The sequence below is a fragment of the Tenuifilum sp. 4138str genome (assembly GCF_041102575.1).
GTDB lineage: Bacteria > Bacteroidota > Bacteroidia > Bacteroidales > Tenuifilaceae > Tenuifilum > Tenuifilum osseticum.
In genome coordinates this window covers 31,061-51,709 of record NZ_JBGCUE010000009.1, presented here as the reverse complement: position 1 = coordinate 51,709, position 20,649 = coordinate 31,061, and the positions used below count along the sequence as shown (strand labels likewise).

The 20,649-nt window shown below is 44.0% G+C and carries 12 protein-coding genes and 1 riboswitch; of the genes, 1 reads left to right on the top strand and 11 read right to left on the bottom strand.

The annotated features are described in order from the left end of the window. Positions 1 to 24 precede the first annotated feature (24 nt). The 8 genes from AB6811_RS09440 to AB6811_RS09405 form a co-directional block, all read right to left on the bottom strand. Complete coding sequence (locus AB6811_RS09440; RefSeq protein WP_369490207.1) at positions 25 to 2,364, bottom strand: PAS domain S-box protein; 2,340 nt, start codon at positions 2,362 to 2,364, stop codon at positions 25 to 27. A gap of 313 nt (positions 2,365 to 2,677) precedes the next feature. Next, positions 2,678 to 3,631, bottom strand: a complete 954-nt coding sequence (gene metF / locus AB6811_RS09435; RefSeq protein WP_369490206.1) for a methylenetetrahydrofolate reductase [NAD(P)H] — start codon at positions 3,629 to 3,631, stop codon at positions 2,678 to 2,680. An 11-nt stretch (positions 3,632 to 3,642) separates the two neighbouring features. Continuing rightward, the gene (metH, locus tag AB6811_RS09430) at positions 3,643 to 7,296 is read right to left on the bottom strand and encodes a methionine synthase (RefSeq protein WP_369490205.1); all 3,654 of its coding nucleotides are present in this window, start codon (positions 7,294 to 7,296) and stop codon (positions 3,643 to 3,645) included. Between the two features lie 28 nt (positions 7,297 to 7,324). After that, positions 7,325 to 8,641, bottom strand: coding sequence for a homoserine dehydrogenase (locus tag AB6811_RS09425; protein ID WP_369490204.1), 1,317 nt, complete (start codon positions 8,639 to 8,641; stop codon positions 7,325 to 7,327). Positions 8,642 to 8,654: 13 nt separating this feature from the next. Then, positions 8,655 to 9,674 (bottom strand): homoserine O-acetyltransferase family protein, encoded by a 1,020-nt coding sequence (locus AB6811_RS09420; RefSeq protein ID WP_369490203.1) that lies wholly within the window; start codon positions 9,672 to 9,674, stop codon positions 8,655 to 8,657. Between the two features lie 51 nt (positions 9,675 to 9,725). Beyond that, positions 9,726 to 11,030, bottom strand: coding sequence for an O-acetylhomoserine aminocarboxypropyltransferase/cysteine synthase family protein (locus AB6811_RS09415; protein ID WP_369490202.1), 1,305 nt, complete (start codon positions 11,028 to 11,030; stop codon positions 9,726 to 9,728). A gap of 250 nt (positions 11,031 to 11,280) precedes the next feature. Then, a riboswitch (SAM riboswitch) is annotated at positions 11,281 to 11,384 on the bottom strand. Positions 11,385 to 11,541: 157 nt separating this feature from the next. After that, complete coding sequence (locus AB6811_RS09410) at positions 11,542 to 12,033, bottom strand: DUF4199 domain-containing protein (RefSeq protein WP_369490201.1); 492 nt, start codon at positions 12,031 to 12,033, stop codon at positions 11,542 to 11,544. Between the two features lie 69 nt (positions 12,034 to 12,102). After that, positions 12,103 to 13,002, bottom strand: a complete 900-nt coding sequence (locus AB6811_RS09405; protein ID WP_369490200.1) for a WG repeat-containing protein — start codon at positions 13,000 to 13,002, stop codon at positions 12,103 to 12,105. Positions 13,003 to 13,246: 244 nt separating this feature from the next. Between AB6811_RS09405 and AB6811_RS09400 the strand changes: the two genes are divergently transcribed. Further along, positions 13,247 to 14,656: an ATP-binding protein gene (locus AB6811_RS09400; protein WP_369490199.1), complete on the top strand. Its 1,410-nt coding sequence runs from the start codon at positions 13,247 to 13,249 to the stop codon at positions 14,654 to 14,656. 28 nt (positions 14,657 to 14,684) lie between these two features. Here AB6811_RS09400 and AB6811_RS09395 read toward each other — a convergent pair whose 3' ends face one another. The 3 genes from AB6811_RS09395 to AB6811_RS09385 form a co-directional block, all read right to left on the bottom strand. After that, the gene (locus AB6811_RS09395) at positions 14,685 to 16,253 is read right to left on the bottom strand and encodes an amidase (protein ID WP_369490198.1); all 1,569 of its coding nucleotides are present in this window, start codon (positions 16,251 to 16,253) and stop codon (positions 14,685 to 14,687) included. An 88-nt stretch (positions 16,254 to 16,341) separates the two neighbouring features. Next, on the bottom strand, positions 16,342 to 19,215 hold the full coding sequence (locus AB6811_RS09390; protein WP_369490197.1) for a M16 family metallopeptidase: 2,874 nt from the start codon (positions 19,213 to 19,215) through the stop codon (positions 16,342 to 16,344). A 265-nt stretch (positions 19,216 to 19,480) separates the two neighbouring features. Then, positions 19,481 to 20,500 (bottom strand): branched-chain amino acid aminotransferase, encoded by a 1,020-nt coding sequence (locus tag AB6811_RS09385; protein WP_369490196.1) that lies wholly within the window; start codon positions 20,498 to 20,500, stop codon positions 19,481 to 19,483. Between the last annotated feature and the right edge of the window lie 149 nt (positions 20,501 to 20,649).

Sequence of the window (20,649 nt, the reverse complement as noted above, 5' to 3'; positions counted from 1 at the left end):
GACATTGAAAAGTAATTTACGAATTTATTCCCTACGGCTTTCCTTCAATACCGAGTAGAGGCTTTGGTAGAGCGAGTTTGGGTCAATGGGTTTGGTTATAAACTGGTTGCAGCCTAAGGCTATGCTTATTGCCCTCTCATTGCTGAAGGCGTGCGCAGTTTGCACAATAATTGGCACATGGGCGTTGGTGGAGCGTATCCTTTTAATGGCATCGTAGCCATTCATCACCGGCATTTTGATGTCCATAAGTATGGCGGCTATCTCGGGATGCTGATACTGGATCTCAGTTGCCAGTAGGCCATTATCAGCCTCAAGTATGTTAATGTCAAAGTCCTTGAGAACTGTTTTTAGGTAGTACATGCAGTTGGGGTCGTCCTCGGCAATAAGAATGGATTTACCTTTGAGTAGATTTTTCAGTTCCTGGAGTTCGTACCCGTAAACCTTTCCCCTATTTGGGGTTGTAGGAGCATTAATAGGTAAGGTGAAACGGAAAATGGAGCCCTTACCCGTTTCCGATTCAACCCATATTCTGCCACCCATAAGCTCAACCAACGATTTGCAGATAGCCAGCCCTAAGCCCGTGCCACCGTACTGCTTGGTTATATCAGTATAGGCCTGACGGAAACGCTGGAAAATAATTTCCTGCTTGTCCTTGGCAATACCTATTCCGGTATCGCTTACAAAGAACTCAAACTCATTGGTTTCGCTATTTATGTTGTAGCCAAATTCCACTTTACCCTTATCGGTGAACTTAAGGGCGTTGTTTATAAGGTTTGTAAGCACCTGACGTAATCGCATGCGGTCGGCATTAACCATTGCCTTGGAGTCGGGCAGCGATGTGGTGTAGTTAAAAGCTATTTCACGCTTGGGTAGGTCGGGGTTTGCGTTGTAGAAGAAAGTGTATATCTCGTTAAGCAGCTCGTTAATGTTAACCGCTTCGGGGTTAATGGTTAGCTGCCCAACATCAATCTTTGAGATATCAATAATATCGTTGATTAGGGTAAGGAGATGATCGGCACTGGTGCTAATTATTCCCAGGAATTTCTCGCGCTCCTGAGGCGTGGTATCAGGGAAGTTACGGAGAAACTTGGCAAAGCCAATAACACCGTTTAGCGGAGTGCGAATTTCGTGGCTCATGTTAGCCAGAAATGCTGTTTTTAGCCTGTCGCTCTCCTCAGCCTTTTCCAATGCCTCAACAAGCGCCTTCTCGTACTGGGTACGTTCGCTAATGTCGTTTGCAATACCCAAAACCCCAATGGTTTCACCTGTTGTTGACGTTAGCTTTTGCTTGAATATTTGAAGAATGTGCTTTTTGCCATCGGTAAAAGTAACCTCCTCGGTTGTTTCAATTGGCCCATCGGAGTTTAGCGCTTGCAAATCGCTACGGCGGCATTGGGCAACCTCCTCTTCGGTCATAGAGAATTGCGATGTGCCATAGCCTATGTTTTGGCTAAACCATGGATTTATTATTGGGTAGGAGCCGTCGGGGTTAACAACCCAAATGCCAAGCGGGGCATTGTCAACTATTGATTTTAATAGGTTGCGCTGTTGCTGAAGTTCCTGCTCCTGTTCCTTTTTAGCGGTAATGTCCTTTATTGCGCTAATCAGTCGGAAAGGTTTTCCGCTGCTATTGAATTCAGGGTAAACAGTATTCTCAATCCAGTGTACTTTGCCATTTTTAGCCTTTATTCTAAACTCTAAAGTAACTTTCTCGCCTTTCTGGGTGATAGTTCCAATGGCTCTCTTGAAAACATCAATGTCGTCGGGGTGGACAATGGTTGCCCATTTTTCAAATGAATCAACATCCTCGGGCTTATAGCCTAGTTGAACCATTAGTGCGGAGCTAAGCCACTCACGTTTAAATGAGCCGTCGGGTTGAATGGTGAGTATTGAAGCCGAATCGGAAGTGAGCGATGATAGGATTCTGAAACGTTCCTCCTTGATGGTTAGCTCCTCCTGTGTTCGGTAAAGATCGGAAATATCCTCTACAATTCCCATTGCTCCCACAACCTGTCCGGTTTTAGGGTTGGTTAATGGCACTGCTTTCAGTAAAACGTAAACCTGAGCGTTGCTGGTTGTGGTTGTGTATGGCCCTTCGTAGTATCCGTTTTTTCCATCAAGTGCATCGAGTATGGCCGGCAATACCGATTTATCGTTAATTTTATGCATGTTCAAACCAACCAGCAACTCGCGCTTTGATTTGAGTATCTCAACAAAACGGTCGTTGCATTCGGTGATAACAGCATCGGTGTTATACTGAAATAAACCAATAGGCGATTTTTCAAATATCAGCCTATACTTAAGTTCGCCATCGTATTCAAAGCTACCTTCAAACCTCTTTTCGCCCACTTTTTTCTGAGCCATAGGCGTAGTAGATTTTTTCGTAAGATACGACTTTTACGGCGGTAATCCAAAAACTTTTTAAGGGGTGCTGATTCACAGTTAGTTTAGTTGGTAAAAATCACTCGTTTGTCATCCTGAGCAACCTGTCCCGCCTTGGCGGGGAGCGAAGGATCCCTCTGTACCGCTTTTTTTCAGGTTTCTCGCTTAGCTCAACATGACAAGCATTCCTAGCTAGAAGTTTTGGGGATAGAAGGCTGAAAATATCATTAAGCAAGTAATGAAAATTTTCCTGCGCTCTGCTCATGATAATAAGTGGAAGTAATGCTAACAATGGCTAAAATACGGCTTTTGCAATTTGTGCAATATTGTCGGCCTTACCCATTGTGTAGAAATGGATGGCTTTTACACCCGAACTCTTTAGTTCCCTTGATTGTTCAATTGCCCATTCCATTCCAAGCTGCGCTGCCTGGTTGTTTGTCTTACACTTTTCAAGTTCAAGAACCAGCGCTTGAGGTATTTGAACATCGAACACCCTGGGAAGAATGCTAAGATGCTCCTTTATGCTGATGGGCTTCAATCCGGGAACGATGGGGACAGCTATTCCGGCCTTACGGCATTTATCAACAAAGTTGAAGTAAAGCTTGTTGTCGAAAAACATTTGGGTAACTATGTAGCTTGCACCGGCTTCAACCTTTTTCTTTAGGTAGTGAATATCCGACTCGCAGTTTGGCGATTCAGGGTGTTTTTCAGGGTACCCAGCTACTCCTATGCAAAAGTTAGTTGGTTTGGGTTTTTCCATCAGCTTTTCAAGGTAAACGCCACGGTTCAGGTCAGTAACCTGTTTCACCAGGTCAATGGCATACCTGTGTCCTCCTGCCCTGGGTTCAAACCTGCCCGTAATCTTATCGGCATCGCCACGCACTGCGAGTATGTTGTGTATTCCCAAAAAATCGAGGTCAATAAGGGCATCCTCTGTCTCGTGGGCGTCAAATCCGCCGCAGATAATATGGGGCACAACGTCAATAGCGTACCTCTGCTGTATTGCAGCGGCAAGTCCAATGGTGCCGGGGCGCCGCCTAACCTTTACCGGAACCTGTATCCCATTTTCGTTGGGCATGTAAACCACCTCCTCGCGGTGGTAGGTTATATTGATATATGCCGGGTTGTAGGGCAAAAGCTTGTCGATTGTGGCAAAAATGGTTTCAATGTTATGCCCCTTGAGCGGTGGTAAAAGTTCAAAGGAAAAAAGTGTTGACTTTGAATTATTAAGTATATCGATTACCTTCATCTCAGTAAATTTTATTGGTTTGCTAAAAAGGTTGGAAACAACCGGGCCGCTTCGGTTGTACTAACACCAATTCGTTTGGCATAGTCCGCCAGCTGGTCGTTGTCAATTTTACCAACGCTGAAATACTTGCTTGCACTACTGGCAAAGTAGAAGCCTGCCACTGAGGCTAATGGGTTCATGGCCATATTCTCAGTAAGGCTTATGGAAGCATTCCTTGGAATATTGAGAAGTTGAAAAATCCATTGCTTACCACGATGATCGGGGCAAGCCGGGTAACCCGGAGCAGGCCGTATGCCTACATATTTTTCCTGCAGCAGCTGTTCCACGGTTAGCGACTCGTTGGGTGAGTAGCCCCAGAATTCCTTTCGGATCTTTAGGTGTAGCCATTCTGCAAAAGCTTCGGCAAGCCTGTCGGCCAAAATTTGAATCATAATGGCGGCAAAGTCGTTTCCATTTTTCCTGTACTCTTCAATTAGTGTTGATGTGGTTGAGCCAGTAGTAACCGCAAAACATCCTATCCAATCGTTAATGCCTGAATTTGCGGGCGCAATAAAGTCGGAAAGGCACATATTTGGCTCACCCTCGGACTTTTGCTCCTGGTTTCGCAGGAACGGCAAATGGGTTAGGGGCGATGCTCGGGTTTCGTCGGTGTACACAATAACATCGTCGGCACTGGAAGCGGCTGGGAATATTCCGTAAACCCCTTCGGGGGTTAATAGTTTCTGTTCACTGATTTGCTTGAGCATGGCCTCGGCTTCCGCTTTAAGTTTTTGTGCTTCGCTGCCATGAACAGGATCGGTAAGTATATCGGGGTAACGGCCCTTTAAACCCCATGCTCTGAAAAAGAATGTCCAATCGATATATGGAATTAGCTCATTTACATCGATATTGCTTAAGGTATTGATACCTGTTTGTTTCGGCTTAACTGGTTTGTAACTATCCCAGTTCAGCTTAAGGCTATTCCTGCGAGCTTGCTCAATTGGAACTAAAACAGTTTTACTCCCTGAATAGTTTTCGCGTAGTTGGTGGTAACGCTTTTGGTAGGCATTTATGGTACTTGCGGACTTGTCAGTGCTTAGCAAACTGGCAACAATGCCGCTTGCCTGTGAGGCATCCCTAACATGGACAACTGCTCCCGAGTATTCAGGTGCGATTTTAAGGGCAGTATGTAGTTCCGATGTGGTAGCACCACCAATGAGAACCGGGATGTTAATGCCGTTTCGTTTTAGTTCCTTTATCACATGTACCATCTCGTCGAGCGAGGGGGTGATAAGGCCGCTAAGGCCAACAATATCGGCTTTACTTGCTTTTACTTCATCCACAATTCTCTCGGCTGGTACCATTACCCCCAAATCGATGATGCTGTAACCGTTGCAGGCGAGAACCACACCAACAATATTCTTACCAATATCGTGAACATCGCCTTTTACGGTTGCCAGTACTATTTTCTTTTGTTCTGTCCTTTTTGAATCCATTGCTTGCGCTTCGAGGTAGGGTTCCAAAACCTTTACAGCCTGTTTCATTACGCGCGCACTTTTAACAACCTGGGGCAGAAACATTCGGCCTGTACCAAAAAGATTGCCCACCTCGCGCATTCCATCCATCAATGGCCCCTCAATTACACTGATAGGCGATTTCAGCTTGTTGTAGGCTTCCTCCACATCAACCCGAATAAACTCATCGGTTCCCTTGATAAGTGAGTGCTTAAGCCTTTGCTCAACGGGTAGTAAACGCCAGTCGTCGGTTTTGTGATGCTGCAGGTCGGTTTCTTCAAGCTTACTGGCATAGGCCAAAAGCCTTTCGGTTGCGTCGCGCCGGCGATTTAGCACTAAGTCCTCAGTGAGTTTAAGTAAATTTGGTTCAATATCGGTGTAAACCATCAGCAACGATGGGTTTACAATACCCATATCCATACCTGCCTGAATGGCGTGGTAAAGGAATACCGAGTGAATGGCCTCCCTTACCAGGTTGTTGCCCCTGAACGAGAATGAAAGGTTACTAACGCCACCGCTAACCTTGGCGTAGGGTAGGTTCTGTTTTATCCATTTTATGGTTTCAATAAAGCTAACGGCTTGTGTTGAATGTTCAACCATGCCTGTTCCAATGGCAAGAATATTTGGGTCGATAATGATATCCTCAGGCGAAAAGCCAACCTTTTCGGTTAAAATTCGGTAGCTACGTTCGGCAACACGGCAGCGGTGCTCGGTAGTAACAGCCTGCCCGCTTTCGTCGAAAAGCATTACAACCACTGCGGCGCCATACCGTTTAATAGCTTTTGCCCTACGGGCAAACTCCGTTTCACCCTCTTTCAAACTTATTGAGTTTACTAAGCTTTTGCCCTGAGTGCATTTTAGCCCCGCCTCAATTACATCGAAACGCGATGAATCAATCATTACAGGAATACGGGCAACGTCGGGTTCCGATGCTATCAGGTTTAGGAATTCAGTCATCGCTCTTGGAGCATCAATTAGGGCGTCGTCCATGCAAATGTCAATAGCCTGGGCGCCACCCTCAACCTGTTCGCGGGCAACCGAAAGGGCCTCGGCATACTTACCTTCGGCTATTAAGCGGGCAAACTTTTTTGACCCTGCCACATTGGTTCGCTCACCAATGTTGATGAAATTGCTTTCGGGTCTTATCTCAAGCAATTCCAAACCGCTAAGTCGAGTATGGCGTGGAATTTCTGGTATAATCCTGGGTTTATAGCGTTGGGCCAGGTTGGCAACAAGTTCAATGTGCTTGGGTGTGGTTCCGCAACATCCTCCTACAATGTTTACCAGCCCATTGGCTAGCATTTGCTCAACAATTTCAGCCATTTCCTGCGCCGATTGGTCGTATTCCCCAAACTGATTTGGTAGCCCTGCATTGGGGTGTGCGCTAACAAAAAATGGAGTAATAGCCGAAAGCTCCTCGACAAACGGATACATCTGTTCTGCGCCAAAGGCGCAGTTCAAGCCAATGCTCAGTAGCGGGAAGTGCGATACAGAGCAGACAAATGCCTCAAGGGTTTGCCCGGTAAGCAACCGTCCCCCGTTATCGGCTATGGTTGCCGACACCATAACAGGGATATCTATACCTCTGCGTTCAAGTATCTCTGAAATGGCTAACAGCGCAGCTTTGGCGTTAAGGGTATCGAATATGGTTTCAATTAGCAGAATATCAACCCCACCATCAATAAGCGCTTCAGCTTGCTCTGTGTATGCGCTTACAAGCTGGTCAAAGGTTACTGCACGGTAGCCAGGACGCTCCACATCGGGCGACATGCTGGCAGTACGGTTGGTTGGCCCTATGGAACCGGCTACAAATCGCGGTTTTTGTGAATTGGCATTACTGAACTCATCGGCAATGGAACGGGCAAGCCTGGCTCCGGCTAGGTTTAACTCGTAAACCATTTGCTCCAACCCGTAGTCCGATTGCGAAATGCGTGTGGAGTTAAAGGTGTTGGTTTCAATTATGTCGGCTCCGGCCTCAAGGTAGGCACGGTGTATCTGCCCTATCACATCGGGGCGGGTAAGGTTAAGCAGGTCGTTGTCGCCCTTAAGGTTTACCGGGTGACTCTTGAGAATATCGCCTCTAAAATCCTCCTCCTTTAGTCTGTACCTTTGAATCATGGTGCCCATGGCACCATCCAGCACCAGTATCCTGCTTTTCAGTAACTCCCTCAAAACTGTTGTATTTCCATAAAATCGATGTTCAGAATGCATCAACAATAGGTTGGTAATCATCAGCACAAGTTACCTTGCTTGATAGTGCCTTGTCAATAGGGCTAAACCTAAAATTACCGGTAAAAGCAAGAAACAGGTTTAACTTTGGAAGCAACTCCTTTACTCTGATAAGCTCATTGAGCTTTACCCATGCTATTTCCCATCGGAAATCGGTGGCGAAATGTTGTTCTGTAACCTTGCGTTCCCCAAAAATACTGACATCAGTTAGGTTGTGGTATCGGATATAGAGCTCCAGCTCAACGTCTGTTGAATAGGCTGGTGGCGTAAAGTATTTTTGCTTTTTATACTCGTAGCGGTAGTTATGGAAGCGAGCTGTAATATCGCTCAGCACAGCCGAACCGGTTGGGTATCCGCCCGCACCTTTACCAAACATGAATTGCCGGTCGTAGTATTGTCCCTCAACAACCACCCCGTTAAACTCATTCTCAACATTATAGATATAGTCCGAGGGTTCTACCAGTGTTGGGATAACAAAAAGCGTAAAGTAGTCGGCATTTAGCTTTTGGAGCTGAGCAACCAGTTTGAACTTTTTCCCCTTTTCACGGGCAAACTGTATGTCGTAAGCCTTAAGATTGTTTATGCCATAGCAGAAGGCATCGCTAGGGTGAACGTATGTACCAAATCCATGCACGGCAAGTATTATCAGCTTATAGAGTGCATCGAATCCTAGCACATCAAAATCGGGGTTGCTTTCGGCAAAGCCCAGTTCCTGTGCTTGTTTTAGCGCCCAATGATAATCTACCCCTTGGCTGAATACGTTGGAGAGGATATAGTTTGTTGAGCCATTATGGATGCCACGAATCGATTCTAAAAGGTCGTTGTCGTAGTATTCTTCAAGGTTCCGAATTACAGGTATACTCCCACATGCTGAAGCATCGTAAAGCAAAGCCGATCCCGTTTCATGCTGTATGGCTATTAGTTCCGGAAGATGGTGTGCCAGCATGGTTTTGTTACCTGAAACCACACTCTTGCCGCTAAGCAACGCCGATTTTACTATGTGGTATGCTTCATTGGCGTTATCGATAAGTTCAACAATCAGGTTAATTTCCTCATCGTTAATTATATCCGCAGCATTGTAGGTAATTAATTCGTGTGGAACCTCCCTGTTTTTATGGCGTTGCTTAACACAGATGCGCTTTATGTATGCTTTGCTCTTTGTAATTTCAGCAATTACGTGGTAAAGCGCATTGCCCACATTGCCAAGTCCGAAAAGACCAATAACCTGTTGGTTTACTCCGTTTAACTTTGAGTTTTTACGTGTATTTGTGAATGTTAAAGTTTCCATTTCTGTTGATTTTTTAAAGGTTGATGAATTCGCTGATAATCGATGTTAGCTGTTGGTACTCAATCAGAAATCCATCGTGGCAGAACTGGGAGTGAATTTCGCGGTAAACCGCGCTTGGGATGTGGTCTGCAATGAAATGTTGCTCCTCAACCGGGAAAAGTATATCGCTATCGATACCCACAACCAGTGTTCGTGCTTTTATTGAGTTTAAAGCCGCTTCATTGTTTACTCTACCTCTGCCCATGTTATGGCTATCGAGCATTAGGCTCAGGGCGAAATAGGAGTAGGCGTCGAACCGCTTAACCAGTTTATCGCCCTGGTAGTCCTGGTATGTGCAGGCTTTAAAGTCCGATAACTGATTTGGGTCAGTATCCTGTTGGGTAAGGTTGTAGCTGCTGCGTCCGCGGTAGCTAAGCAGCGCAATGCTACGCGCTGCTTTAAGCCCTGCTTTACCTCCGTTTGGATTAGCATCGTCAAAGGTTCCATCGGCAAGTATTGCAAGCCGTTGCGATTGGCTGAATGCTTTAACCCAAGGCGAAGCCTCGGCAGCAGTGGCAATCAGTATGAGATTCTCGGTTGTGCCGGGATACATACATTCCCATTCCATGGCCTGGAATCCTCCAATTGAACCGCCGGTTAATACCCATATTTTGTCAATACCAAGGTGCTCCTTAAGTATTTGGTGCGCAGTAACAACATCGCGGATGGTAACTAACGGAAAGCTCCTGAGGTAAGGTTTGCCTGTTTTAGGGTTAACGCTCATAGGCCCGGTTGAACCATAGCATGAGCCAATGATGTTGGCGCATACCACAGTGTATTTTTCAGGGTCGAACAACCTACCTTGTCCAACCATCTCGGGCCACCAGTCGGCCGGATTACTGTTGGCCGTAAAGGCGTGGCAAATCCAAATAACTCTCTCGGGATTTTTTTGAATATCGCCTAGTATATGGTAACGAATGTTTACATCGTATAGCACTTCGCCACATTCAAGTTGGAGTGTTTTAAGTTCCAGGTTGCCTTCCGTTACTTTCATGTCGGTTTTTTTTTAAAAGATTTCTGCCACAATGTATTAAATTGCTTTGAGTTAGCTAAAGATTTTTTGAAAGGCCTGTTCAAAGTCGGCAATAATATCGTTGATGTGCTCAATGCCAACCGAAACCCTAAGATGGTTTGGCAAAACGCCCGCTGCAAGGCGTTCCTCTTCGCTAAGTTGTTGGTGAGTTGTAGCAGCGGGTTGGATAATCAACGTTTTGGCATCGCCAACATTAGCAAGATGGCTAACAAGCTTAAGGCTATCGACAAACGTTTGGGTTTGCTCCAGGTTACCCTTGAGTGTAAATGTCAATACTCCCCCAAAGCCATTTATAAGATATTTTTTTGCTTGAATGTGGTTTGGGTCATCGGGTAGTCCGGGGTAGCAAACCCTTTCAACATACCTGTTTGTTTTGAGCCACTTGGCAAGTGCAAGGGCATTGCTGCAATGCCTTTCCATGCGCAGCGATAAAGTTTCAATTCCTTGTAATATTTGAAAAGCATTGAAAGGGCTGATGGCTGGGCCAAAATCGCGTAACCCTTCAACCCTTGCCCTAATGGCAAATGCAATGTTCCCATGAGGGCTATCCTCGCCAAATGCAGTCCAGAATACTAACCCATGGTAACCCTCCGATGGCTCCGAAAACTGTGGAAATTTTCCGTTTCCCCAGTTAAAGTTGCCGGCATCAACTATGACACCACCCATGCTGGTTCCGTGTCCTCCTGCCCATTTGGTTATTGATTCCACAACAATGTTAGCCCCCCATTCAATGGGTCTGCATAGGTAACCAGCACCTGCAAAGGTGTTATCAACAATTAGTGGGATTTGGTGTTGGTTTGCCAGGGTTGCAAGTGCCTTAAAATCGGGGATGTTAAAGCTTGGGTTTCCAATGGTTTCTACGTAAACGGCTTTGGTTTTACTGTCAATCAAGCATTCAAAATCTTCCGGTTTAAGGCTTTTTGCAAGTCTTGCCTCAATGCCCAGGCGTTTAAGGGTGACCTTAAACTGGTTATGGCTTCCGCCATACAGGTAGGGAGAGCTCACGAAATTATCGCCTGACTCCATAATGTTGGTAAGCGCTATAAACTGCGCAGCATGCCCCGACGATACCACCACAGCCGCTTTGCCTCCCTCTAGTGCAGCAAGCCGTTGCTCAAGTACATCGTTTGTAGGATTGCTTAACCGTGTGTAAATATGCCCAAACTCCTTTAAGGCAAAAAGGTTTGCCCCATGCTCTGAATTCCGGAAAAGGTACGATGTGGTTTGGTATATGGGTACAGCCCGCGAAAGCGTGTTTGTATCCACCCCTTGCCCTGCATGAACCTGCAGGGTGTCAAAATGATATGTATTGTTCATTGTCTCAATATTTTTATTGGAATTGGTAAAGTGTGAGATTTTTGCCTATGCGTAGGCAATTGTTTAGCCCGCCGCAAACGGCATGCAGGCTAAAACCAATAGGTTTTATGAATTAGCTATTGCGCGCAGGGGCGCATTCGCATTGAAAGAGAGTGGGAAAGCCTAAAAAGTAAATTGTTTAGCGCAAAAGAACTGATTGCGCATAATTCAATACTGTTGAGATGTTTACTTTGCATAACATCAGAGTTTAGAGTTATAATTACCCTCTCGGGTCAGGTTTTAGCACCTTGCCTTTTGGGGGGCAGGTTGCTAGAGCTTCATTGAGCCTGTTCTCTCCGCTCTTCTCTATAATTCAAACCCTTCTTTATCTAAAAAGAATGGCATTCGATGGCAACAAATATATAAAAAAATTTGATTATGAAGTTTATGGCGGTAAAACTTATATTAAATTTTGAATTGATTAAATGTGAAAAACTATTAATAGTAGGTTGACAGCAGGAATGCGATAAGGTTACTTATTCGAACCCTTTGTCCTAATAAATATCATAGCAATAGCAGTGGTTAAAATTCCCATTACCAATGCACCAATAGCACTCTGAATAGCAAAATTTTTGTAGTTGAAAAAGGCTTCAGCTTCAGCAACAGACTTGTAGTAACCCAATTCCACAGAACGTTTTATAACATTTGGGAAATACTCGGGTGAAATCACATACGATATTATCCACTGGGTTAAGGGGCTTAAAATCGCAATGAATAGGGAGAGCACAATACCAGTAATTAAGCCATTCAGGTAGCTCATGTTGCCATGAAAGAAATTTTGTTTTTTATCCTTTAATGCCAGAACCATTACAGCTATAGCTGGGATAGCAAAAAGATTTGTGAGGTAATACTGGTAATCAATATATTTCCCGTGTAACCCCGATACCTTTTCAAGCACCATCCAAGCCAAGGTCATTAGCGAAAATATTAATGCCCATTTGGCTTCAATTCGGAATCTACCCATGTTTTTTCTAGATTGTGGTTTGTTTGAACAAGTTCTTTGAGTAAACCCGGCAAGAATCAAAGTATTCCATTATGGCCTTGTCTTTTGGAAGGCAGTGGAATCGTTAAGACTAATCTTTTCGTACTTTGGTTTTACCACTTCCCGGCCTTCGCTCGAAATAAAACCCCAAAGGCCATCGCGTTCCACAAGAGCCCAACCCCTTTGCACCTGGTCAAAAGGCATGATCTGGGTGTACTGTGGTTTAACTATTTCCTTGCCCTCGGAGTTAATAAATCCCATGTAGTTGTCGCGCTGTACTAACGCCCAACCCTTTTGGTACTCGTTAAACTGACTGATTTTTGAGTATTGTGGTTTAACAATTTCTCTCCCTTCGCCATTGATAAAGCCAAGAAAACCATCCTTTTCAACCAATGCCCAATCCTTTTGGTATTCGCCAAACGGATGCACTTTCTGATACTGGGGTTTTAGAACTTCCCTTCCATCGAGCGATATAAAGCCAATTAATCCATCTTTCTCAACCATGGCTAGGTTTTTGTAGAACTCGCCGATAGGGTAAATTTTACTATAAATTGGCTTGATGATTTCACGACCCTCAACCGATATGAATCCAAACTTACCGTTCACCTCCACCATTGCCCATCCGCGGTTAAAGTCACCAAAGGGGTAAATTTTTGTGTACTGGGGTTTGATAATCTCTTTGCCCTCGGCCGAGATAAATCCAAAAAATCCATCCTTTTCAACCATTGCCCACCCCCGCTGAAACTCATCGAAAGGATGAATACGTGTGTATTGTGGCTTAATAATCTCCTTGCCGGTGCTGGAAATAAATCCAAATGAGCCACCCTTTTCCACCAAAACCCAGTCGTTGGGGTATGGCCCTTTAGGTTGCCGCTTTTTACCCCCGGCTTGCTGCCCATGTACAAAACTAAACGCCAAAACAGCAACTAGTGCGAGTAGATATTTTTGCATAGCCAACATATTAATGTTAGGGCACAAGTATAAATACTTGCTTCACTATCATACAAACCTACATGATTTTTCTTAAAAATCATATAGGTTGATAAAAAAAAGAATGCTAAGTTTCGGTTTACCTGTAATTTTCTCCTTCCCGGTGTAAATTTTCATTTTTACCACTTGACTTTAAAAACAATTTCTTGTAAATTTATTGTAGCAATCTGGTTTGGGCTAGAGTTAAAACGTGTTTTAAGTGGCTATGGTAACCCCCGATAAATATAAAAAGAAAAGAGTACTGAATGAGCTGAATACAATAATTGAGATTGGACATAGTATTATTAGCTCCTTCGACTACGATAGTGTACTCCAAACAATAAGTGATGGAATTTCGAGGTTGCTCCAGATTGAAAGTGCCGCTATTTACATTCTGGAGAATGAACAGGAACTTTGGTTGGGTGCCACAACGCCACCCCTCAACCCCGATATGCCCGAAGCGCTCAGAAAGGCTTGGCTTGAAGATCACCCTCATGTTAAAAGAGCTATTAATGGATTGAAACCTATAGCTCTTGACGACACCTTAACCGCTGATTTATCGCCTGCTGAGTCAATGGTTGTAAAACTTCGCAACCTGAGGAGCTTGTTGTATTTACCCTTTGTACAGCAGAACGAGGCAATTGGAGTACTAATCCTAGGAACTTGTAAGCGTTCAAGAAAATTTACCAACCATGAAGTTGCGCTTGCCCAAACGGTAGCCAACCAATTGGCAATTGCAATTCAGAATGCCCGGTTACACAGCAATATTTTGAACTACAAGAACAACCTCGAGAAACTTGTTGTTGAGCGTACCTGTGAACTAAAGGCAGCCAACGAGGAACTTAAATCAATAAATGAAGAACTTAATAAGAAAAACGAGCTTATTTCAAAACAAAAGTCGGAACTTGAGGATGCGCTCCACAATCTCAAGACGGTTCAGATGAAACTATTTGAAGCTGAAAAAATGGCCTCTCTGGGTGTTCTAACAGCTGGTGTGGCCCATGAGATTAATAATCCGCTTAACTTTATCATGGGGGCTTATCTTGGACTTAACAACTTTTTCACAATTGAGCTTCCGGATTACCTGGAAAAAGTATCGCCTTTGTTAGGTAGCATGAAACTGGGAATTGATAGGGTTACCGCAATTGTTCGGGGGTTAAATCAATTCAGCAAGGATAGTAAGGAACTTAATGACGACTGTAATATCCATGCTATTGTTGATAATTGCTTGCTTATTCTACAAAACCAGTATAAGGATAGAATTCAAATCCAAAAAAAGTATGCTGATAGCGATATAAGAATTAAAGGTAATATTGGAAAGCTGCACCAGGTATTTACCAATATACTACTGAACGCTATTCAGGCAATAGAGAATCAAGGTGAGATTATTGTGGTAACAGAGCTCAAAAACCAACACGCTGTTATTTCCATTCAAGACAATGGCTGTGGCATTGAAAAGGATATTTTACCCAGAATAACCGAACCATTCTTTACAACTAAAAGCCCTCAACAGGGAACTGGTTTAGGTCTTTCAATTGCCTATAAAATTGTAAATGAACACAAAGGGAGCATTACATTCTTTTCTGAGGTTAAAAAGGGAACAACAGTGGTGGTATCGTTACCTTTGGTCAATTAAGCGGGGTTTAATGCAAGAATCTTTTCACTCACTTCATTAATTTAGGTTTTATTCTGTGCTTTGTCCCCTGCTCGTAGGAGTATGCTGCTTCAATAAGTGTTGACTCACACCAGGCGCGCCCAATGAACGAGATACCGACAGGCAAACCATCGATATTTCCCATTGGAACGGTAATGCTTGGGTAACCAGCCATGGCTGCATACGAAGTGTTACCACCTATGTAATTATCACCTAAAATCAAATCGGTTTTCCATGCAGGCGAACCTGTTGGAATTATGAGTAGGTCAAGTTTGTTTTCGTCCATCACTTTGTCAATTCCATTCTGCCTTATCCCTTTTTGCATGGTTTCAAGTGCCTTTATATATTCAGGCGAGTTTAGGTCACCTTTGCCTTGAGCAAGTTCAAGTAGATGTTGGTTAAAGTGGCGTAGTTCAATAGTGTCGGTACGGTTAAAAGAAATTAACTCCTCTAAGCTCTTAACTGGTGCTTTTTCGCCTAAACTGGCAAAGTAGCGGTTAAGACCATCCTTAAATTCATAGAGCAACACCTGAAATTCTGCACTGTTTACTTCTTGAGGTATGGGCAGGCTAACCTCAAACACCTCGGCTCCAAAACGGCGCAAATCGCTTATGGCCTTGCTCATGAGCGTGTCAACCTTATGGTGAAAACCCGATGCATTGGTAATAAATCCAATACGTTTTCCCATTAGCCCGTCAAGTCGGAGGAACTGGGTGTAGTCGTTATAAAACCTGGCGTTAGGGTCAAGTGTTTTTGGGTCGTTTGGATCGGGGCCAACCATTGCTCCAAGGCAGTAGGCCACATCGGAAACCGAACGACACATGGGGCCTGGTGTGTCCTGGGTGAACGAGATGGGAATTATACCGCTGCGGCTAATAAGCCCAACTGTGGGCTTTAGGCCCACAATCCCGTTGTTGTTCGACGGGCACATGATTGAACCATCGGTTTCAGTGCCAATGGCAAATGCACAAAGGTTAGCCGATACGGCCACGCCCGACCCCGAACTCGACCCACAGGGGTTTCTGTCAAGTTCGTATGGGTTTCGGGTTTGCCCGCCAACTCCGCTCCATCCGCTCGACGAACGACTCGCCCTAAAGTTAGCCCATTCGCTCAGGTTTGCTTTGGCTATTATTACTGCACCGGCCTCGCGAAGCTTTGCAGCAATCCAACTATCGCGTCCAACGAAGGAGTTCCTTAAAACCGTTGCACCGGCAGTGGTTGGCATTGAGTCACGTGTATCAATGTTATCTTTTAGGATTACAGGTATTCCATGAAGTGGCCCACGAACCTTGCCTTGTGCTAATTCCTCATCTAACTCCTTGGCTATTTTTATCGCATCGGGGTTGATGGCTATAACCGAGTTCAGGCAAGGGCCTTCTTTATCAAGGAGTTCAATGCGTTTCAGGTAGTCGTTTACAACCTTCTCCACGGTAAAGCGCTTTTCGCGATAACCGTCCTGCAGCTGTTTTATGGTAATTTCTTCCAGGTATGCAGTGCTGTCAATATCTGACGAGCCTTGCCTTTGGCACGATACAAGTGTCGCTGCAACAGCTATTATTAATATGATTTTGATTTTCATGGTATTTTGTTTTTGGCAATCGAAATTTAGTGAAAAAAATAAAGGCAGTCAATTAGGGACTGCCTTTATTGTAATACCGTAATAGGAACTACTTGCTGAAAAGTGTTTTTTCTTTGATTTTTACTAGTTTGCCGTATTTGGCAAGGCTCTTCATGTCGATATTCTTTTCATCGCCAACAATCATGTAAACAACAGGGTTGTTTTTCATGCGATCCTTGTAGAATTCATCAATATTTTCCCATGTTAAACCCCGGTAAATTGGTAGTTTAATAATTAGTGGATCAACCGGAAAGCCTCTTTTTTTCCACACATCAACAGTTGATGCAATATTACGGAAGTTTGGCCGGTTGGTTTGTGCCGATAGCTCCAGATGACTTTTAATCATCTCAATACGTTCAGGTTTTGCGGGCATTTGCCTGATAAGAGTATCGAGGGTTTCCATGGCAATAAGCGTTTTATCGGACTGGGTTCCAACATAACCAATAAAGTTAACCGGTTTACCCTTTTCTAGCGGGTAGCGGAACGAGCCCCCTGTAGCGTATGCCAGTGAGCGGTATTCGCGTATTTCCTGAAGCATTAAGCCGGAAAAACCTCCGCCAAAGTAGTCGTTAAAGGCATCGATGTATGCAGCATCACCAATTTCAAAGGGTTTGCCATTAATAAATACAAACATCTTGCTTTGGCGTGCTTTTGGTTTATTAACAAAAAGGATAGTGTTTTCGGTGTACTGTTTAGCAGGTTTATCGAGGGGTGTTTTGTCAACCATAGGGCTTGAGGAGAGTGGTAAGTAGCTGCTTATTATATCGGAAATTTTATCGGCACTGGTATTTCCGCAATAGTTTATGGTGGCAGTATAGCCAGTTGCTTGCTTAAAAGCATCAACCAGCTCTTGGGCCTTAAGTTTTTTTACACTGCTCATGGATAACCGTTTGGTGTAGTAGGATTCATCGCCATATAACCCATATTCAACCAGTGCTTCGGCCACGTTGTCGGGTTCGGAGCGTTCCATCTTACGCGTTGCCTTCTCGTTGGCTACAATTGTTTTAATTTTTGATTGTTCAAGTTTGGGATCGCTAAGCAGTAAGCCAACAAGTTTGAGTGTGGGTTCCAGGTTGCTTTCAATACCATTAATGGTTATAGTAGTTTTATTTTCATTAGCCCAGATGCTATACGATGAGCCTAACTTGGCAAATTCAGTTTTCAGTGCGTTTACATCGTATTCGCCTGCTCCGGCTAAAGCCATACCCTGTGCAGCAAATCCAAGCAATGGCAGTGAAGCTTTACCTACTTTAAACTCAATATTCAAAGAGAAAATATCGTTCTTAGGGTTTTCAACGCATTGGAGCCTATGCCCACCGGCAAGTTCAACCACTTTCAAATCTTTATCAAAATCAATGAATTTAAAGTTAGGGGTGCGAATAGAGAGCGAGTCGAAATGCTGGGCATAAGCGCTTCGGGCTTTTGTATTTGAGAGTAGGGGCTTGAAGTCGGGCTTGGCTATCTTTTCCTTTTTGGGGAAGCCCATTTTGGAGTAAAAGGCAAGGTAGTTAGGGCCAAAAACCTCGTTTGCAATAGCTACAATATCGGCTTTGGTTATCGATTTTACCTTTTCGGGGTAGGTGAGTGCCTCATCAATACTTTTACCTTGGGTGAAGGCTTCGCTGAGGGTTAATGCTCTGTTCTGAATGTTTTCGAGTTTTGTGTTAGTGTTACGGTAAATTTCAAGCTTTATTGCTTCCAGCAGGCTCTCATCAAATTCCCCTTTTTTAAGCTTTTCAATTTCAGAGAGAACCAATTTTTCGGCATCTTCAAGTTTTTGGCCAACCACCTTGGGAACAACAATAAAGATTATTGCTCCGTGGTCGTAGTATGGCATCATCATGGCTTGTGCTGCAAGCAATTTTCCATCGAGCGTTAACTTGTCCAGCAAACCGGTAGAGTAGCTGTTGTTAAGTAATCGGGTAGTAACATCGAGCAAGGGCTTACGGGGATCGGTGGCGTTAGGAGTGCGATATCCAAGTATTGCAAGCTTTATAGGGCTAAGTTTTGCCTCGTGGAATTCGCGTCCGTTAAAGGGAGCCTCATCCCATTTTCGGGGTTCAGGCAGCTCACGGGGCTGCCATTTGCCAAACTTTTCTTCAATGGCTGGAATAACTACTTCGGAATTAAAATCGCCCGATAGGATTAGGGCCATGTTGTTGGGCACATAGTATGTTTTGAAAAACTCATACATTTTGGTAAGCGAAGGATTCTTTAAGTCCTCAATGCTTCCTATCAGGGATTGTTGTCCATAAGGGTGATTTTTGAAAAAATATTTCTGGAATTCCTCAAGTAAACGGGTCTGGAACTGGTCGTTGTAAAGGTTTTTCTCCTCATAAACTACTTCGAGTTCTGCCTGAAAACCTCTAAATACGGGTTCAGTGAACCGATGGGCGTATAGGTCGAGCCAACGTTCCACCTGGCTTGCCGGAAATTTGTTGTAGTATAGGGTGTAATCAGGACCTGTTCCGGCATTAATTAGGGTTGAACCCATTTCATTCAGCAGGTTATTCATCTCGTTGGGTATGGCGAATTTGTTTGCCTCAACGGACTCTTCGTTTATCGCTTTCTGAATTAATGCTCTTTTTTCGGGATCTTTGGTTTTGCCAAGCGAATCGTAAAGCTGAAATATCCTGTCGATATGTGGTTTCTCCTTTTCCCAGTCAATGGTTCCCAGCGTGGTTGTCCCCTTAAAAAGCATATGTTCCTGGTAGTGGGCCATGCCGGTAGCATCGGCGGGGTCGTTCTTGCCGCCAGTTTTCACTGCAATCAGGCCAAACACTTCGGGTTGGTCGTGTTGTTCATCAAGTATAACGGTTAATCCGTTGGGCAAGGTAAATTGCCTGATTGTTTGGGTTTGAGCAAATGACTGTAACGCAATGGCAATAAGTGCAAATGCAATAATTTTTTTTAAAAATTTCATAGTTTTAAATGGTTTACGTTTATTGGTTAGCCTATGGATTTTGTTATTTGTAAAGATAAAAAAATCTTACTTAGCTGACTGACTGTTTAAGATTTTGCTTTTTAACGGCGTTATTATTCCCCCAAAAAAACAAAACCGGAAAAGTTCAGAGATGAACTATTAATCCGGTTTTGCTTAAAATAAGTTATCTAGGTTTTAATGTTTCTATTGTCACACAAAAGACATCCTTTTACCCTTTATCCTTTATCCTTTATCCTTATCTATCTTACTCAATCACGGTTACCCATCCATGCTTATCTTCAAGCTCGCCGTATTGAATTCCAACAAGGGTTTCGTAAAGTTTGGTTGAGATTTGGCCGGGCTTACCATCCTTGCAGAATGTGTAAACCTTCCCTGTTTCCAAATCCTTGATCTCCCCAATTGGTGAAATGATTGCAGCGGTTCCGCATGCTCCAACCTCTTCAAAAGTTTCAAGTTCCTCAACAGGAACAGGGCGGCGTTCAACCTTCAAGCCCATATCCTCGGCAAGCTGAATAATGCTCTTGTTAGTAATGGAGCCTAGTATTGATGTTGATTTTGGGGTGATGTAGGTGTTGTTCTTGATACCAAAGAAATTGGCAGCACCTATTTCATCAATATACTTCTTCTCCTTTGCATCAAGATACATTGGTGAACTGTATCCTGCTTTGCGGGCTTTCTCTACCCCCCGAAGACTGGCTGCGTAATTTCCACCTACCTTAAAGGTACCAGTACCAAGTGGGGCTGCTCGGTCGCTATCGCGAACAATGGCAATTTTAACAGGGTTGAAGCCTTCCTTAAAGTATGGTCCTACAGGAGTAACAAACACAACAAACATGTACTCCTTAGCAGGCCGAACGCCAACCTCGGCACCAGAGCCAAATAGCAAAGGCCTAATGTAAAGCGATGCCCCAGTTCCGAATGGCGGTACAAACTCCTCGTTCAGCTTTACGGCTTTAACCACGGCTTCGTAAAAAAGTTCTTTGGGCACAGGTGCCATTAAAATCCCTTCAGCTGAGTGTTGAAGCCGCTGGGCGTTCTCATCCCATCTGAAAAGACGAATTTTCCCATCTTTGCCACGGTAAGCCTTCATGCCCTCAAAGGCCTCTTGGCCGTAATGCAGGGCCGTAGCGGCCATGTGAATGTTAATATATTCTGAATCCGATACCTCAAGGCTGCTCCATTTGCCATCCTTGTAATAGCATCGAACGTTATACTTGGTTTTAACGTAACCAAACGGAAGATTCTTCCAGTCTAAATTTTGCATGATTCCAACAGTTTAATGAATTGGACATATTGTGATATGACAAAGTTAAAGCAAATCTGTTTTAATCGCTTCATATTTTTAGATATTTTACAATAAAAAGGTTTAAAATGTAAGTTTGACTCGTAAAACGGTAATAATTTGAAAGATAC

What these genes read in the sequence shown, in the direction of transcription:
- AB6811_RS09410 (WP_369490201.1), bottom strand. Translation starts at nt 12,033, where the DNA reads ATGGGTAGATTCCGAATTGAAGCCAAATGGGCATTAATATTTTCGCTA.
- AB6811_RS09405 (WP_369490200.1), bottom strand. Translation starts at nt 13,002, where the DNA reads ATGCAAAAATATCTACTCGCACTAGTTGCTGTTTTGGCGTTTAGTTTT.
- metF (WP_369490206.1), bottom strand. Translation starts at nt 3,631, where the DNA reads ATGAAGGTAATCGATATACTTAATAATTCAAAGTCAACACTTTTTTCC.
- AB6811_RS09425 (WP_369490204.1), bottom strand. Translation starts at nt 8,641, where the DNA reads ATGGAAACTTTAACATTCACAAATACACGTAAAAACTCAAAGTTAAAC.
- AB6811_RS09400 (WP_369490199.1), top strand. Translation starts at nt 13,247, where the DNA reads ATGGTAACCCCCGATAAATATAAAAAGAAAAGAGTACTGAATGAGCTG.
- AB6811_RS09440 (WP_369490207.1), bottom strand. Translation starts at nt 2,364, where the DNA reads ATGGCTCAGAAAAAAGTGGGCGAAAAGAGGTTTGAAGGTAGCTTTGAA.
- AB6811_RS09385 (WP_369490196.1), bottom strand. Translation starts at nt 20,500, where the DNA reads ATGCAAAATTTAGACTGGAAGAATCTTCCGTTTGGTTACGTTAAAACC.
- AB6811_RS09420 (WP_369490203.1), bottom strand. Translation starts at nt 9,674, where the DNA reads ATGAAAGTAACGGAAGGCAACCTGGAACTTAAAACACTCCAACTTGAA.
- AB6811_RS09395 (WP_369490198.1), bottom strand. Translation starts at nt 16,253, where the DNA reads ATGAAAATCAAAATCATATTAATAATAGCTGTTGCAGCGACACTTGTA.
- AB6811_RS09415 (WP_369490202.1), bottom strand. Translation starts at nt 11,030, where the DNA reads ATGAACAATACATATCATTTTGACACCCTGCAGGTTCATGCAGGGCAA.
- AB6811_RS09390 (WP_369490197.1), bottom strand. Translation starts at nt 19,215, where the DNA reads ATGAAATTTTTAAAAAAAATTATTGCATTTGCACTTATTGCCATTGCG.